Annotated in this window: 9 protein-coding genes; 6 read left to right on the forward strand and 3 right to left on the reverse strand. The window is 66.7% G+C overall.

Going from position 1 to position 16331, the window contains the following annotated elements:
- Position 1 precedes the first annotated feature (1 nt).
- Entirely contained in the window at positions 2-2203 is a 2202-nt protein-coding gene (locus V0Z78_RS10630; RefSeq protein WP_336344605.1) for an LUD domain-containing protein, read from the reverse strand.
- Entirely contained in the window at positions 2200-2700 is a 501-nt protein-coding gene (locus V0Z78_RS10635; protein WP_336344606.1) for an LUD domain-containing protein, read from the reverse strand. Before V0Z78_RS10635 ends, V0Z78_RS10630 begins: the two co-directional genes overlap by 4 nt.
- Positions 2701-2816: 116 nt before the next feature.
- Between V0Z78_RS10635 and V0Z78_RS10640 the strand changes: the two genes are divergently transcribed.
- From V0Z78_RS10640 to V0Z78_RS10650, 3 genes are all read left to right on the forward strand, one after another.
- On the forward strand, positions 2817-5066 hold the full coding sequence (locus tag V0Z78_RS10640) for an NADP-dependent malic enzyme (protein ID WP_336344607.1): 2250 nt from the start codon (positions 2817-2819) through the stop codon (positions 5064-5066).
- A 348-nt stretch (positions 5067-5414) separates the two neighbouring features.
- Positions 5415-7664 (forward strand): NADP-dependent malic enzyme, encoded by a 2250-nt coding sequence (locus V0Z78_RS10645; protein ID WP_336344608.1) that lies wholly within the window; start codon positions 5415-5417, stop codon positions 7662-7664.
- A 319-nt stretch (positions 7665-7983) separates the two neighbouring features.
- Positions 7984-9228, forward strand: a complete 1245-nt coding sequence (locus V0Z78_RS10650; RefSeq protein ID WP_336344609.1) for an MFS transporter — start codon at positions 7984-7986, stop codon at positions 9226-9228.
- Between the two features lie 23 nt (positions 9229-9251).
- Here the strand turns inward: V0Z78_RS10650 and ddh are convergent, their stop codons facing one another.
- On the reverse strand, positions 9252-10190 hold the full coding sequence (gene ddh / locus V0Z78_RS10655; RefSeq protein WP_336344610.1) for a D-2-hydroxyacid dehydrogenase: 939 nt from the start codon (positions 10188-10190) through the stop codon (positions 9252-9254).
- A 164-nt stretch (positions 10191-10354) separates the two neighbouring features.
- On the opposite strand from ddh, the gene V0Z78_RS10660 reads away from it, so the two are divergent.
- Genes V0Z78_RS10660 through V0Z78_RS10670 form a run of 3 tightly spaced genes read left to right on the forward strand, consistent with a single transcriptional unit; the run spans position 10355 to position 16328 of the window.
- Complete coding sequence (locus V0Z78_RS10660; protein WP_336344611.1) at positions 10355-11971, forward strand: thiamine pyrophosphate-requiring protein; 1617 nt, start codon at positions 10355-10357, stop codon at positions 11969-11971.
- Positions 11972-12027: 56 nt separating this feature from the next.
- Positions 12028-13287, forward strand: a complete 1260-nt coding sequence (locus V0Z78_RS10665; RefSeq protein WP_336344612.1) for a CaiB/BaiF CoA transferase family protein — start codon at positions 12028-12030, stop codon at positions 13285-13287.
- A 59-nt stretch (positions 13288-13346) separates the two neighbouring features.
- Positions 13347-16328: an FAD-binding and (Fe-S)-binding domain-containing protein gene (locus tag V0Z78_RS10670; RefSeq protein ID WP_336344613.1), complete on the forward strand. Its 2982-nt coding sequence runs from the start codon at positions 13347-13349 to the stop codon at positions 16326-16328.
- Positions 16329-16331: the final 3 nt, after the last annotated feature.

Below are 16331 nucleotides of genomic sequence, written 5' to 3' on the forward strand. Positions count from 1 at the left end.
CCTACTCGGGGCCGGGCGCGATCGACTCGATCGGGTGTCGCGGCTTCCGATCCAGCAACGCGTCGAGCTGATCGGTACACGAGGTGCCGCTCGCGAGCACCGTTCGATCGCGCTCGCCGCGCTCCTCGAACTCGTCCTGGAGCTCGTAGCCGACGTCCATCGCGAGCTCGTAGTACTGCTCCTTGTAGCCGAAGGAACCCGCCATCCCACAGCACTCGACCGTCGAGGTGAGGACGTCGTAGTCCAGCTCCTCGAGCAGCGTCGTGGTGTAGCCCTCGAGGCCCAGCGTCCGTTGCTGGCAGTGACTGTGGTAGGCGACCCGACCGGGCCCGTCCGAGAGGACGTCCGCCTTCTCGGGGTCGTTCGAGACCAGCCCGTAGACGTACTCGAGGACCTCGTAGCTGTTCTCCGAGAGCCGCTCGAACGAGCGTTCGGGGAGGAACTTCTCGTACTCGCCGAGGAACATCGCCAGGTCGCTCGGCTCGATGGCGACCACGTCGCGGCCGGCGTCGAGGTGCTCGGCGAGCTCCGCGTAGACCTCGTGGGCCTGGACGCTCGCCGTCGAGAGCATCCCCTGGCTGAGCGGCGCACGCCCGCTCTCGGGTACGTCGGGTACGATCACCGAGACGCCGAGCGCCTCGAGCGTCCGCACCGCTGCCTTCCCCCGCTCGGGGGAGACGTAGTCGGTGTAGGTGTCGGGATAGAGGACGACCTCACGATCGGCCTCAGCGGCGGGGAGGCCCTCGCGGGCGACGAACCAGTCTCGAAGGGTCTCGTTCGCGAACGTCGGGAGCTCGCGCCGCCGGTCGATCCCCAGCGTTCGCTCCATCGCCCAGCGTGTCGGCGGCAGCTCGGCCAGCCAGTTCGAGACCGGCGCCGTCGCGCTGCCGAGCCTCGCGACCGTCCCGAAGTTGCCGAAGAACCGCTTCTGGACGTCGAGCCCGCTCGGCTCCGCATCCGGCGTGAGGCCCTCGACGAGGAACTCGAACTCGCTTGGCTCCTCGCCGTGGTTGATTCTGTCCCTGACGACCTCGTTGATCCAGGGAATGTCGATCTTCACCGGACACTGGTTGACACAGCGCGTACAGCCCGTACAGAGGTCGTTGAACTCCCCGGCGCTCTCCTGGCTATGGACGCCCGCCTCCCAACCGGTGGCGATGCCGCCGGAGTAGGTCTCGCCGCCGAAGGCGTGGCCGCCGACGTGCTGGAAGTTCGCACAGACGTTCGCACACGCGCCACAGCGGATGCAGTAGAGCGTCTCCTTCAGTTCGGGGTCCTCGCGCATCGCCATCCGGCCGTTGTCGAGCAACACCAGGTGGAACTCGCGTTCGGCGTCGTTCTCGGTGATCGGGGCCTCACTCTCGAAGTCGATCGCCGGCGTGGAGACCGGCGGCGTGAACAACGAGAGATAGGACGTGATGTCCTGGCCGGTTCCCGAGCGACCGATCAGCTCGATGAACGGCTGGAGCTCCTCGAAGGCGGGGACGATCTTCTCGACGCCCGCGACCGCGACGTGGGTGTCGGGCGCGACCGCACACTTGCGGGCGTTGCCCTCGCTCGTGACCAGCGCTAGCGTCCCGCTCTCGGCGACGACGAAGTTCGCGCCCGTCATGCCGACGTCCGCCTCCTTCACCCGCTCGCCGAGGTACTCCCGGGCGAACATGGTGAGCTCCTCCGCGGTCTCGAGGGGCTCCTCGGGCTCGAACTCGTGGTTGAACAGGTCGGCGATCTCCTCGCGGGACTTGTGGATCGCCGGGCCGACGATGTGTGAGGGCGACTCCTCGGCGAGCTGGATGACGAACTCGCCGAGGTCGGTCTCGTAGACGTCGACGCCCGCTCGTTCGAGATGCTCGTTCACGTCGATCTCCTCGCTGGTCATCGACTTGCTCTTCACCAGCGTTCCGGCGTCGCCGGCGACCTCCTCGATGTAACGGTTCGCGTCCGCCGCGTCGCTCGCCAAGTAGACGTTCCCGCCGTTCTCCTCGACGGTCTCCGTGAGCTGATCGATCAGCTCCGGCAGACGCTCGATCGCGTCCTCCTTGATCGCGCGTGCGCGAGTCTTGAGCTCCTCGTACTCCTCCAGGTCCTCGACGGCGGTGTAGCGTCCCTGATTGAACACGCGGGTGTTCTCCTGGACGCTGTCGCCCTCCGTATCGAGCAGTCGGCGGATGTGGGCCGCCTTCTCCTCCCTGTCGGCGCTCATGACTCGACGATGAGGACGTGGACTCGTTTCGGGCCGTGGGCACCCCGAACCAGCGCACCCATGTCGGCCGTGGCGCTCGGCCCGGTCGCGATGATCGCGCTCTCGCGGGCGTCGCCGACGTTCGCGGCCATCCAGCCGATCGCGGTCGGCATGTCGGCGACGACGTCGTCGGCGTCGAGGACGACGACGTGATCGTCACAGAACAGGCTCACCGGCTCCGTCCCGTCGGACGTCGAGCGCAGCACGACCGAGCCGTAGTCCGCGATGCCGAGAACGGCACCGGTGACGCCGGTGACCGCCTCCTCCAGCTGGTGGGGGGTCGGGTCCAGGGCGACGGCGGTGTCCTCGAGCGAGACGCCCTCGACGCCCGGGCGCGCGCCGACGGCGGGTTCGGTGACGATCTCCTCGAGGACCTCCTCGAACGACTCGGGCGCGAGACGGGTGGTCTCGACGGCCAGCCCCTCGAGGGAGTGTTCGAACGTTTCGACGGTGGACATGCTCCCCGATTTGGGTCCCGATGTCATGGGTGTTTTCATCGTGGACATCGACGATCGTCGAACGCGCCTTTCGCCTCCGACGATACCTTTTTACGGACATCGGTAGACGGTCCGGTATGTCACTCGAAGACGACTCCCTCGAATACCATCGAGAGGACCCTCCCGGCAAGATCGAGATCGCGACGACCAAGTCGACCAACACCCAGCGCGACCTCTCGCTCGCGTACTCGCCCGGCGTCGCCGGTCCCTGCCGGGCGATCGACGAGAACCCCGACGACGCCTACCAGTACACCGCGAAGGGCAACCTCGTGGGAGTGATCTCGAACGGGTCGGCCGTCCTCGGGTTGGGCGACATCGGCCCGCAGGCCTCGAAGCCAGTCATGGAGGGGAAAGGCGTGCTGTTCAAGCGCTTCGCCGACATCGACGTCTTCGACATCGAACTCGACCTCGAGGACCCGGAGTCGATGATCGCGGCGACGCGGGCGATGGAGCCGACGTTCGGCGGGATCAACCTCGAGGACATCAAGGCGCCCGAGTGTTTCGAGATCGAGGAGACACTCAGGGAAGAGATGTCGATCCCCGTCTTCCACGACGACCAGCACGGCACCGCCATCATCTCCGGCGCCGGACTGCTCAACGCCGCCGAGATCGCCGACAAGGAGCTCTCCGAACTCGAGGTCGTCTTCTCCGGTGCGGGCGCGAGCGCGATCGCCAGCGCCCGGTTCTACGTCTCGCTGGGGGTCCAGCGCGAGAACATCACGATGTGTGACTCCTCGGGTATCATCACCGAATCGCGCTCCCAGGAGGTGAACGAGTTCAAACGCGAGTTCGCCCGGGACGTCCCCGAGGGCGACCTCGCGGACGCGATGGAGGGTGCGGACGTACTCGTCGGGCTGTCGATCGGCGGGATCGTCGACCAGGAGATGGTCCGTTCGATGGCGAGCGACCCGATCATCTTCGCGATGGCAAACCCCGATCCCGAGATCGACTACGAGACCGCCAAGAGTGCACGCGACGACACGGTGATCATGGCGACGGGCCGTTCGGACTACCCCAACCAGGTCAACAACGTGCTTGGCTTCCCGTTCATCTTTCGGGGGGCGCTCGACGTTCGCGCGACGGAGATCAACGAGAAGATGAAGGTCGCCTGTGCCGAGGCGCTCGCCGACCTCGCCAAACAGGACGTCCCCGACGCCGTGGTCAAGGCGTACGGCGACCAACCGCTCCAGTTCGGCCCCGAGTACATCCTCCCGAAACCCGTCGACCCGCGGGTGTTGTTCGAGGTTGCGCCGGCGGTCGCGCAGGCGGCGATCTCGAGCGGCGCCGCCCGCGAGGAGGTCAAACTCGACCAGTATCGCGAACGGCTCGAGGCCCGTCTCGGGAAGTCCCGCGAGATGATGCGCGTCGTGCTCAACAAGGCCAAGAGCGACCCCAAGCGCGTGGCGCTCGCGGAGGGCGAGGACGAGAAGATGATCCGGGCGGCCTTCCAGATGCGCGAGGAGGGGATCGCAGAGCCGCTGCTGATCGGTGACCGCGGACCGATCGAGGAGACGATCGACGATCTCGGCCTCGAGTTCGAACCCGACGTGGTCGACCTCACGGAAGCCGAACTCGACGACTACGCCGACCGCCTCTACGAACTCCGCCAGCGCAAAGGCTTCACCCAGAGCGAGGCGGCGGACATGGTCCGCCGCGACTCGAACTACCTCGGCAGCGTGATGGTCGAGATGGGCGATGCCGACGCGATGCTCACCGGATTGACCCACCACTACCCCTCGGCGCTGCGCCCGCCGCTGCAGGTGATCGGCACCGCCGAGGACGCGAACTACGCCGCGGGCGTCTACCTGCTCACGTTCAAGAACCGGATCGTCTTCTGCGTCGACGTTACCGTGAACCAGGACCCGAGCGCCGAGATCCTCGCCGAGGCGACCCGCCACACCGCGGACCTCGTCCGCTGGTTCAACATCGAGCCGCGGGCGGCGATGCTGTCGTACTCGAACTTCGGAAGCGTCGACAACGAGGGCACCAGAAAGCCCCGCGAGGCCGCCCGCATCCTCCGACGTGATCCGGACGTGGACTTCCCGGTCGACGGCGAGATGCAGGCCGACACCGCCGTCGTCGAGGAGATCCTCAACGGCACCTACGACTTCGCCGACCTCGAGGAGCCCGCGAACGTGCTGGCGTTCCCCAACCTCGAGGCGGGCAACATCGGCTACAAACTCCTCCAACGACTCGGCGGCGCCGAGGCCGTCGGGCCGATGCTGGTGGGGCTGGACAAGCCGGTCCACGTCCTCCAGCGCGGCGACGAGGTCAAGGACATCGTGAATCTGGCAGCGGTCGCGGTCGTCGACGCCCAGCAACAGTAGCGGTTTTCGGCGGAGGTTTTGCGCGAGGGTCGTTCATCGTCCCGAGCGCAAAAGGTCCACGCGGCATCGTGAACCTGGCGGCGGTCGCGGTCGTCGACGCCCAGCAACAGTAGCGGTTTTCGGCGGAGGTCTTCTCGCGAGGACGCGCTCGTCGGTTCGCGCGAAAAGGGGTCCAAGCGACATCGTGAACCTGGTAACGGTCGCAGTCCTCGATCCCCAACGTCAGTACGGTCGACGACGAGAGTTCTTCGGGATTTTTGCGTGAATGGTCACCGATTCGGTCCGGACCGTCCCATCCCGGAAGGTCGTGTCGGATGACTTTTCAATTCGCGTACCGAGGAGCCGAACATGGGATTCGAGGAGGAGTCACTGGAGTATCACAGGACCGATCCGCCGGGGAAGATCGAGATCGCTACCACGAAGCCGACCAACACCCAGCGCGATCTCTCGCTCGCGTACTCGCCCGGCGTCGCCGGTCCCTGCCGGGCGATCGACGAGAACCCCGACGACGCCTACTCCTACACCGCGAAGGCTAACCTCGTCGGGGTGATCTCGAACGGGTCGGCCGTACTGGGGCTCGGCGACATCGGTCCGCAGGCCTCGAAGCCCGTCATGGAGGGGAAAGGCGTGCTGTTCAAGCGCTTCGCCGACATCGACGTCTTCGACATCGAACTCGACTTCGAGGATCCGAGGGCGTTCGCCTCGGCGGTCGCGGCGATGGAGCCGACGTTCGGCGGGATCAACATAGAGGACATCCGTGCCCCGGAGTGTTTCGAGATCGAGGAGACACTCAGGGAAGAGATGTCGATTCCCGTCTTCCACGACGACCAGCACGGCACCGCCATCATCACGGGAGCGGCGCTGTTGAACGCCGCCGAGATCGCCGACAAGGAGCTCTCCGAACTCGAGGTCGCCTTCGCCGGTGCGGGCGCGGCCGCGACCGCGACCGCCCGCTTCTTCGTCTCGTTGGGCGTCGAAGCGGAGAACGTCACGATGTCCGACGTCGACGGAATCATCACCGAGGAGCGGGCGGCTCGGGGCGATCCCCACCCGTACATCGAGCCGTTCGCGAGCGACGAGGGTGGCGATCTGGCGGACGCGATGGCGGGCGCCGACGTCTTCGTTGGGCTGGCGGCCGGCGGGATCGTCTCCCGGGAGATGGTCCGCTCGATGGCCGAGAATCCGATCGTCTTCGCGATGGCAAACCCCGATCCCGAGATCGACTACGAGGAGGCCAAGACCGCGAGGGAGGATACCGTTATCATGGCGACGGGCCGTTCGGACTACCCCAACCAGGTCAACAACGTGCTGTGTTTTCCCTTCATCTTCCGGGGGGCGCTCGACGTTCGCGCCACGGAGATCAACGAGGAGATGAAGGTCGCCTGTGCCGAGGCGCTCGCCGACCTCGCCAAACAGGACGCACCGGACGCGGTACGAAAGGCGTACTCGGACGAAACGTTGCGGTTCGGTCCGGAGTACATCCTACCCAAACCGCTCGATTCACGGGTGCTGTTCGAGGTGTCGTCCGCGGTTGCACAGGCGGCGATCTCCAGCGATGCGGCACGTGAGGAGATCGAACTCGACACCTACCACGAACGCCTGGAGGCGCGGCTGGGCAAGTCCCGCGAGATGATGCGCGTCGTGCTCAACAAGGCCAAGAGCGATCCCAAACGGGTGGCGTTGGCCGAAGGGGACGACGAGAAGACCATCCGTGCGGCGTTCCGGATGCGCGAGGAGGGGATCGCCGAACCGCTGTTGATCGGCGATCGCGACGAGATCCAGGCCACGGTCGAGGAGTACGACCTCGAGTTCGAACCCGACGTGGTCGATCCCTCGGAGGCCGAACTCGACGAGTACGCCGAGCGGCTCTACGAACTTCGGAAACGGAAGGGAATCACCAGAAACGAGGCTGCTGACCTCGTCGAGCAGAACTCGAACTACCTCGGCAGCGTGATGGTCGAGACGGGCGACGCCGACGCGATGCTCACCGGGTTGACTCGTCACTACCCGACGGGAGTGCGTCCGCCGCTGCAGGTCATCGGCACCGCCCCGAACGTCGAGTACGTGGCGGGGGTCTACATGCTCACCTTCGACGATCGGGTCGTCTTCTGTGCGGACGCCACCGTGAACCGGGACCCCGACCACCGGGCGCTGGCGGAGGCCGCCCGGCGAGCCGCCGAGGTCGCGCGCCGCTTCGACGTCGAGCCGCGGGCGGCGATGCTGTCGTACTCGAACTTCGGAAGCGTCGACAACGAGGGCACCAGAAAGCCCCGCGAGGCCGCCCGCATCCTCCGACGTGATCCGGACGTGGACTTCCCGGTCGACGGCGAGATGCAGGCCGACACCGCCGTCGTCGAGGAGATGCTGACCGGGACGTACGGGTTCGCGGAGCTGGAGGAGCCCGCGAACGTGCTGGTGTTCCCGAACCTCGAGGCGGGCAACATCGGCTACAAACTCCTCCAGCGACTCGGCGGCGCCGAGGCCGTCGGGCCGATGTTGACCGGAATGGACGAACCGGTGCACGTCCTTCAACGCGGCGACGAGGTCAAGGACATCGTGAACCTGGCGGCCGTCGCGGTCGTCGACGCCCAACAGTAGTAGCGGTTTTTGGCGGAGGTTTTGCGCGAGGGTCGTTCATCGTCCCGAGCGCAAAAGGTCCACGCGGCATCGTGAACCTGGCGGCGGTCGCGGTCGTCGACGCCCAACAGCACTATACGCCGAATCCCGGACGGGACCCCGTCGCGAGGGCGACCTTCCGATCCAGGCCACGGTCCGGCCGCCGTCGAGACGGCCGCAGCGGTCTCGACAGTACGAGAGGATCCGTTTTCCGCCCGAAGCCTACCGCTTAAGAGGACTCGCGACAGTTCCTCCGTCATCATGAGATGTCTACACGACACGTGCCAGAGAGGCGGTGGTGATGGAGGGTAACGACCGGTCGATCGCGGGGTTCACGATGCTCGCACACGGCATCTTTCACACCTACGAGCTGTCGATTCCGCTGTTCATCGTGATCTGGCTCGACGTCTTCGACGTCTCCGCGGCCGTGCTCGGGATCGTCGTCAGCATCGGCTACGGGCTGATCGGGGTCGGTGCGCTTCCCAGCGGCATACTGGCCGACAACTACGGCTCGCGGCGGCTGATCGTCGCCGCGGTCATCGGGATGGGCGGGGGGTTCTTCCTGCTCGCGCTCGCCCCAAACGTCTACACGCTCGGCGTGGCAATCGTCGTCTGGGGCGCGGCGGCGAGCATCTACCATCCCGCCGGACTCTCGCTGATCAGCCGTGGCGCGGAGGAGCGAGGGACGGTCTTCGCGTACCACGGCGTCGGCGGTAACGTCGGCACCGCGTTCGGCCCGCTGTTGGCGGCTCTGCTCCTGGTCTTTCTGGATTGGCGGTTCGTCATCGTTGCGCTCGCGATACCCGCGATCGTCGTCGTGATACTCGGCTCGTCGATCGAGTTCGACGAGACGGCCGCCACCGCGACGGACGGCGGCGAGCGGACCGACGGCGACGAACGGACCGCTTCCGACGAGGAGAACGGCGGATTCGACCTCCGGTCGATCGTCGCCGATTCCCGCCTGCTCTTCACGACGGGTTTCACCCTCACGTTCGTGATCGTCATGCTCTACGGCACCTACTACCGGGGACTGTTGACGTTCATGCCCGACATGATCGCGAACCTCCCACAGTTCGGCACCTATACGGTTCTGGGCCGGTCGGCCGAACCCGCACAGTACGTCTACACCGGCCTGCTGATGGTCGGCATTCTCGGTCAGTACGCCGGCGGTCGGATCACCGACCACGTCAAAACCGAGTACGCGTTGCTGTCGACGCTCGTCGCCCTCGCGGTGCTCGCGGTCATCTTCCTCCCCGCCGCCAGCGTGGGCGTCCTTCCCTTCCTCGCGGTCTGTGCGGTCCTGGGGTTCTGTCTCTATGCGACCGCCCCGATCTACCAGGTCGTGATCGCCGAGTACGCCGCCGAGGACGTCCACGGCCTCTCGTACGGGTATACGTACCTCGGCATGTTCGGCGTCGGCGCGGGCGGGGCGGCGCTGGCCGGCACGCTGCTGACGTACTTCAGCGCGCCCGTGTTGCTCGCGACCCTCGGTGCCATCGCGTTGGTCGCGGCTGGCCTCGTGGTGGTCGTCCTCAGGGCGCTATAGCCGACGAACAAACGGAATCCGACTCAGGCGACGCGGTTTCTGAGCTCCTCGCCCGATCGATACCGCTCGACGTTCTCCTTCACTAAGTCGGCGATGTCGAGGTGGTAGCGGTTCGTCGCCGAGCCCTTGTGTGGCGAGATGATCACCTCCTCGAACTCCCACAGCGGCGACTCCTCGGGGAGGGGCTCGGTCTCGAAGACGTCGAGCGCCGCGCCCGCGATGGCGCCGGAGTCGATGGCGTCGACGAGCGCGTACTCGTCGACGATCGGGCCGCGCGCGACGTTGATCAGGTAGGCGTCCTCGTGCATCGCCTCGAACTCCTCGCGGGAGAACAGCCCGTCCGTCGAGGGGTTGTGCGGGAGAGCGATCGCGACGAACCGCGCGTCGCCGATGGCGTCGTGGAGCTCGTCGGGATCGTAGAGCGCGGAGACGCCGGGGACAGGCTCGTCCGAGCGGCGAACCCCGACGACGTCCATCCCGAGGGCGTCGCCCCGTCGGGCGATCCCCTCGCCGAGGGTCCCGAGGCCGACGACGCAGAGCGACTCGTTCTCGACGGTAAACGGGCGCTCGTAGTCGGGCGCGTACCACTCGTTCTCGTTCTGGTGGTCCCGGTAGTGATGCAGCAGCCGGGCGAACGAGAGCATGTAGCCGACGGCGAGCTCGCCGACGGTGGCGCCGTGGATCCCCGAGCTGTTGGTCAGCGGGACGCTCGCTTCGGCGTAGGCGTCGGTGTCGAACTCGTCGTAGCCGGCCCGCGCGCAGTGGATCCAGCCGGCGTCGAGGAACTCGGATCGAGGTACGTAGGTGACGACGGCGTCGTTCTCGTCGTAGCGTTCGCCGTCGCCGACGAGCTCCGCGGGGACGGCGAGGTCGTCGAAGGCCTCGACGAACGCGCGCTTCGGGATGACGTTCTCGACCGACTCGTGGACGTACAGCCGTTCGAGGTCGGGACGTTCTGACATACGCGCGAGTGTGGAGCAGCCGGGATTGAAGGTTTCGGAACGAAACCACGCCCCCGTATTCATCATCGTCCGTTTAGAACCGGCGTCGGGAGCCGACGCGAGTGGTAACTCTTATCGTACCCCCGAATAGCATATGAGGCAGTCACCGTACCGGTGAGGACAACATGGACGTCAACGAAGCAATCGCGACAACACTGAGTGAGGAGGGCGTAGAGTACCTGTTCGGCTTCCCGAGCAACCCGCTGTTCGACACGGACTCGGCGGAGGAGGCGGGGGTCCGATCGATCATCACCCGCCAGGAGCGGACCGCCGTCCACATGGCCGACGCGGTCGGCCGGCTGACGTCGGGCGAGCAGGTCGGCGCGTTCGCCTGCCAGCATGGTCCCGGCATCGAGAACTCGCTCGGCGGCATCGCTCAGGCGTACGGGGAATCGTCGCCGATCGTCGCCATCCCCGCGGGCTACGACCTGGCGAAGACGGACGTCGATCCCAAGTTCAACACGGTGGTCAACTGCCAGCACATCAGCAAGTCCTGCGAGCAGCTCGCTGACCCCGACGCGGTCGGCGAGACGATGCGCCGGGCGTTCAGCTCGGCGCGAAACGGTCGACCCCGGCCCTCCGTGGTCGAGGTGCCCAAGGACGTCTTCTACACCGATCTCTCCGAGGAGTTCGAGTACACCCCTTCGAAGTCGCGCCGGTCGGGACCGGATCCGGCGGACGTCGAGACGGCCGCCGAGAGCCTGGTCGAGGCCGAACGCCCCGTGATCTTCGCAGGACAGGGCGTCCACTACGCGGAGGGTTGGGACGAACTCCTGGAACTCGCCGAGACGCTCGAGGCGCCCGTGGCGACGAGCCTCAACGGAAAGAGCGCGTTCCCCGAGGACCACCCGCTCTCGCTGGGGGCGGCCAGCAAGAGCGAGCCCGGCCAGCTCTCGCACTTCATGCGCGAGGCGGACACGATCTTCGGGATCGGTTGCTCGTTCACCGACACGGCCTACGGGCTGACGGTTCCCGACACGAGCGATAAGACGGTGATCCACTCGACGCTCGATCCGACCGACATCGACAAGGACGTCGTCTCGGACCACTCGCTGATCGGCGACGCCAAACTGACGCTCGAGGTGCTGGTCGACGAACTCGACGGTCGCGTCGAGGACGACCGCGGGCGGGCCGACGACGTGGCGAGCGAGATCGAGGAGGTCCGCGAGGAGTGGCTCTCCGAGTGGGAGCCGAAACTCACGTCGGAGGACACGCCGATCAACCCCTACCGCGTCGTTCGTGAGCTCGACGAGATCGTCGACAAGGACGAGGTGGTCATCACCCACGACGCGGGCAACCCGCGGGACTTCCTCGCACCCTTCTTCGAGGTGACCGAACCCCTCTCGTACATCGGCTGGAGCAAGACCACCCAGCTGGGCTACGGCCTGGGACTCACGATGGGCGCGAAGCTCGTCAACCCCGAGAAGCTCTGCATCAACCTCTGGGGCGACGGCGCGATCGGGATGACCGCTCTCGACCTCGAGACGGCCGCACGCGAGGACATTCCGATCCTCTCGGTCTACCTGAACAACTACGAGATGGCCTCGTACGACACGCCGTTCTACGGCGACTGGGCCGACGTCGCTGAGGGGCTGAACTGCTACGGCGAGCGCGTCGAGGACCCCGACGAACTCGGCGCGGCGATCGAGCGCGGCATCGAGAAGACCGAGGAGGGGACGCCGGCGTTGATCGAGGTGATCACCTCGAAGGAGACCGAGATCTCGCGACCCGACCTCGAGTAGCTGCCTCGTCGGCGCCGACGGGAACGTTTATTATCGCGACCGAGTTCTTCCGTCACATGGGTACGGATGGCACGCACGGCGAACGGATACTCGACGGTATCACGGTGGTCGACCTCTCGACGTTCGTCACCGGTGGGTTCGCGACGATGATGCTGGCGAACCAGGGTGCGGAGGTGATCAAGGTCGAACGGCCCGAGCTCGGCGACGACAGCCGCCACTCGGGGCCGCCGTTCGTCGACGTCGAGGGGTACGAGGGGCCCGGGCGACCCGCCTCGCCCCACGGCGAGTCGCCGTACTTCTGGACGGTCAACTACGACAAGCGGAGCGTCGAGCTCAACCTCAAGTCCGACGAGGCGCTCGAGGTGCTGTTCGACCTGATCGAGGAGGCCGACGTCGTCGTCGAGAACTTCCGACCGGGAACCGCCGAACGCCTCGGCATCGCCTACGAGGACGTCCGCGCGGTCAACGAGCAGGCGATCTACTGTTCGATCTCAGCGTTCGGCGAGACGGGGCCGTGGAGCGACCGTCCCGGTTACGACCTGCTCGTCCAGGGCATGAGCGGGATCATGAGCGTCACCGGCGAGGAGGACGGCGACCCCGTGAAGGTGGGACTCCCCCAGACCGACCTCATCACGGCGATGTGGGCCGCCTTCGGAATCGTCGGCGCACTGTATCGGCGCGAACGGACGGGCGAGGGCGAGCGCGTCGAGCTGGGGATGCTCGATGCGGCGCTGCCGTGGCTCACGAAGCAGGCCGCGAAGTCGTTCGTCGGCGAGAAACCGGGGCGGATGGGGACGAAGGACCCCGTGTTGGCGCCCTACCAGAGCTACCCGACCGCCGACGGCTACCTGAACGTCGCCTGTGGCAACCAGAAGCTCTGGGAGGGCTTCTGTGAGGAGATCGGCCGAGCGGAACTCGCGGACGATCCGCGCTTCGAGTCCAACGCCGACCGCGTCGAACACATGGACGAACTCGAGGCAGAGCTGTCGGAGACGCTCTCGGAGCGGACGACCGACGAGTGGGTCGAGCGGTTGGCCGAGAACGCCGGCCTGCCGGTCGGACCGGTGTTCGAGGTGAGCGAGGCGCTCGGAAACGAGCAGGTCGAGGCCCGCGACGTCGTTCGAACGCTCGAGCACCCGGCCGCCGGCGAGATTCCGAGCATCGAGCATCCGCTCAACTTCGAGCACGCCGACAGCGGGTTCGAGGCGGCGCCGCCGCTGCTCGGCGAGGACACCGACGCGGTCCTCGGCGAACTCGGCTACTCGCGCGAGCGGATCGAGGAGCTGCGTGCGGCCGGCGCGGTGCCCGAGGAGTGACCGCCACGAGCACAGCCACGAGTTTATGAGCACGGACCACCGAACGGACATCATCGAGAATGGCTAGCACTAACCAGAACCAGGCGGGAGAGCCGGCGACCGACGGACGAGCGGACTACGACTACCAGGGTGACGAGGTCGAGCGACCCGACATGGTCGACGACCTCGAGGGGATCGTCGACGGCGACGTCCGGTTCGACGAGTACTCGCGGGAGCTCTACGCGACCGACGCGAGCGCCTACGAGGTATTGCCCATCGGCGTCGTGTTCCCCACCTCGACCGAGGACGTCTCGGCGGTCGTCTCCTACTGTGCGGAGCGGGAGATCCCCGTCCTCCCACGGGGGGGCGGCACCAGCCTCGCGGGCCAGGCGGTCAACGAGGCTGTCGTTCTCGACTTCAGTCGGTTCATGAACGGGATCGTCGACGTGGATCCCGAGGGTCGACGCGCTCGCGCACGGGCGGGGATAACGCTGGGAGAACTCAACCGCACGCTCGAGCCCCACGGGCTGAAGTTCGCGCCCGACCCCTCGACCGCCGATCGGAGCGCCCTCGGAGGTGCCATCGGCAACAACACCACCGGCGCCCACTCGCTGAAGTACGGCAAGACCGACGCCTACGTCGAGGAGGTCGAAGCGGTGCTCTCGGACGGGAGCGTTCACACGTTCGGCGAGATCGAGATCGAGGAACTCCGCGAACGAGCCGATCCGGACGGCGACCTCGTCGAACGCATCCACGCCGAGGTGGTTCGGATCATCGACGAGGAGGGCGACGCCGTCGAGGAGGCGTATCCGAGCATCAAGCGCAACGTCTCGGGCTACAACCTCGACGTGCTGATCGAGGAAGCTCGGGGGAAGGGTGCCACCGAGGAGGGGACGGTCAACCTCGCGCGGCTGCTCGTCGGCAGCGAGGGCACGCTCGCGATCGTCACCGAGGCGGAGGTCTCGCTTGAGCCGATCCCCGAGACGAAGGCGCTCGGTCTGCTCACCTACCACAGCCTGCTCGACGCGATGGAGGACGTCGGCGCGATCCTCGAACACGACCCCGCCGCCGTCGAGGTGCTCGACGGCGTGTTGCTCGAACTCGCGCGCGATCTCGAGGAGTTCAAGGACGTCGTCGGAATCCTGCCCGACGAGACGGACACGTTCCTCCTCGTCGAGTTCTACGCCGACGGCGACGAGGAACGCCGGGAGAGCGTCGAGACGTTGCTCGCCGATCGCGTCGGCGACGTCGCCTTCGACGGGCTCTCCGCGTTCGATCCCGACGAGCAGAAGGCCTTCTGGAAGATGCGAAAGGCGTCGACGCCGATCCTGCTCTCCCGGACGACGGACGAGAAGCACATTGCGTTCATCGAGGACATCGCCATCCCGCCCGAGCACCTCCCGGAGTACACCGCCGACTTCCAGCAGGTGTTCGAGGACCATGACACGTTCGGCAGCTTCTACGCCCACGCGGGACCGGGCTGCATGCACGTCCGCCCGCTGGTCAACACCAAGACCACCGAGGGCGTCGAGACGATGGTCTCGATCTCGGACGCGGCGACGGACCTCGCCGTGAAGTACGGGGGTAGCGTCTCGGGCGAGCACGGCGACGGCCGCGCACGGACCCAGTGGAACAAGAAGCTCTACGGCGAGCGCCTCTGGGAGGTCTTTCGTGACCTCAAGACCGCGTTCGATCCCGACTGGTTGTTGAACCCTGGTTCCGTGTGTGGCGACTTCGACATGAGCGAGAACCTCCGTCACGACCCCGACTACGAGTTCGAGGCGGGGTTCGAGCCCCGTCTCAACTGGGAGAACGAGAACGGCTTTCAGGGGATGGCCGAGCTTTGCCATGGGTGTGGCGGCTGTCGGACGAGCCAGGAGGGCGCCGGCGGCGTGATGTGCCCGACGTACCGCGCCTCCCGCGAGGAGATCACCTCGACGCGGGGTCGCGCGAACATGCTCCGGCAGGCGATGAGCGGCGACCTCCCCGAGGAGCAGTTCGCCTCGGAGTTCATGCAGGAGGTGATGGAGCTCTGCATCGGCTGTAAGGGCTGTGCGAGGGACTGTCCCAGCGAGGTGGACATGGCGAAGCTGAAGGTCGAACTCACCCACGAACACCACGAACGCCACGGCGTCGACCTGCGTTCGCGCGTGTTCGCGAACATCGACGCGCTCTCGGATCTCGGCAGCGCGACGGCGCCGGTCTCGAACTGGCTCCAGCGACTGCCGGGGTCGGGAATTCTGACGGAGAAGACGCTGGGGATCGCCCGCGAGCGATCCTTGCCGGAGTTCCACGCCGAGACGCTCACGGAGTGGTTCGAGGAGCGCGGGCCCCGCGTGAGCGAAGAGGACGCCGACCGGAAGGCGCTCCTGTTCCCGGACGCCTTCACCGACCACAACAGCCCCGACGCGGGCAAGGCCGCGATCCGGGTGCTCGAGGCGGCGGGCGTCCACGTGAAGATCCCCGACGGCGTGACCGGCAGCGGCCGGCCCGCCTACTCGAAGGGGATGATCGAGAAGGCGCGCACCCAGGCCGACCGGAACGTCACCGCGCTCGCCCACTACGTCAACGACGGCTGGGACGTCGTCGTCGTCGAACCCTCGGACGCGGTGATGTTCCAGCTCGACTACCTCGACCTCCTGTCCGGAGACGCGGTCGAACGCCTCGCACAGAACACCTATGGCGTCATGGAGTACGTCGACCGGTTCCGCCTCGACGAGGGGATGGCGTTCGCCGACGTGGGCGAGTCGCTCACCTACCACGGTCACTGTCACCAGAAGGCGATCAAGAAGGAGCACCACGCGGTGGGCGTCCTTCGCCGGGCGGGCTACGAGGTCGACCCGCTCGATTCGGGCTGCTGTGGGATGGCGGGATCGTTCGGCTACGAGGCCGAACACTACTCGATGAGCCAGGCGATCGGCTCGGTGTTGTTCGACCAGATCGACTCGAGCGACGGCGAGCGCGTCGTCGCTCCGGGCTCGTCGTGTCGCAGCCAGATCGGCGACGAGTACGACGAGAAGCCGCCACACCCGGTCAGGAAGCTGGCCGACGCGCTGGCATAGCCG

Origin of the sequence: Halalkalicoccus sp. CG83, from assembly GCF_037081715.1 — an archaeon.
GTDB classification, from domain to species: domain Archaea; phylum Halobacteriota; class Halobacteria; order Halobacteriales; family Halalkalicoccaceae; genus Halalkalicoccus; species Halalkalicoccus ordinarius.

What these genes read in the sequence shown, in the direction of transcription:
- V0Z78_RS10640 (WP_336344607.1), top strand. Translation starts at nt 2,817, where the DNA reads ATGTCACTCGAAGACGACTCCCTCGAATACCATCGAGAGGACCCTCCC.
- V0Z78_RS10650 (WP_336344609.1), top strand. Translation starts at nt 7,984, where the DNA reads ATGGAGGGTAACGACCGGTCGATCGCGGGGTTCACGATGCTCGCACAC.
- V0Z78_RS10630 (WP_336344605.1), bottom strand. Translation starts at nt 2,203, where the DNA reads ATGAGCGCCGACAGGGAGGAGAAGGCGGCCCACATCCGCCGACTGCTC.
- ddh (WP_336344610.1), bottom strand. Translation starts at nt 10,190, where the DNA reads ATGTCAGAACGTCCCGACCTCGAACGGCTGTACGTCCACGAGTCGGTC.
- V0Z78_RS10645 (WP_336344608.1), top strand. Translation starts at nt 5,415, where the DNA reads ATGGGATTCGAGGAGGAGTCACTGGAGTATCACAGGACCGATCCGCCG.
- V0Z78_RS10660 (WP_336344611.1), top strand. Translation starts at nt 10,355, where the DNA reads ATGGACGTCAACGAAGCAATCGCGACAACACTGAGTGAGGAGGGCGTA.
- V0Z78_RS10670 (WP_336344613.1), top strand. Translation starts at nt 13,347, where the DNA reads ATGGCTAGCACTAACCAGAACCAGGCGGGAGAGCCGGCGACCGACGGA.
- V0Z78_RS10635 (WP_336344606.1), bottom strand. Translation starts at nt 2,700, where the DNA reads ATGTCCACCGTCGAAACGTTCGAACACTCCCTCGAGGGGCTGGCCGTC.
- V0Z78_RS10665 (WP_336344612.1), top strand. Translation starts at nt 12,028, where the DNA reads ATGGGTACGGATGGCACGCACGGCGAACGGATACTCGACGGTATCACG.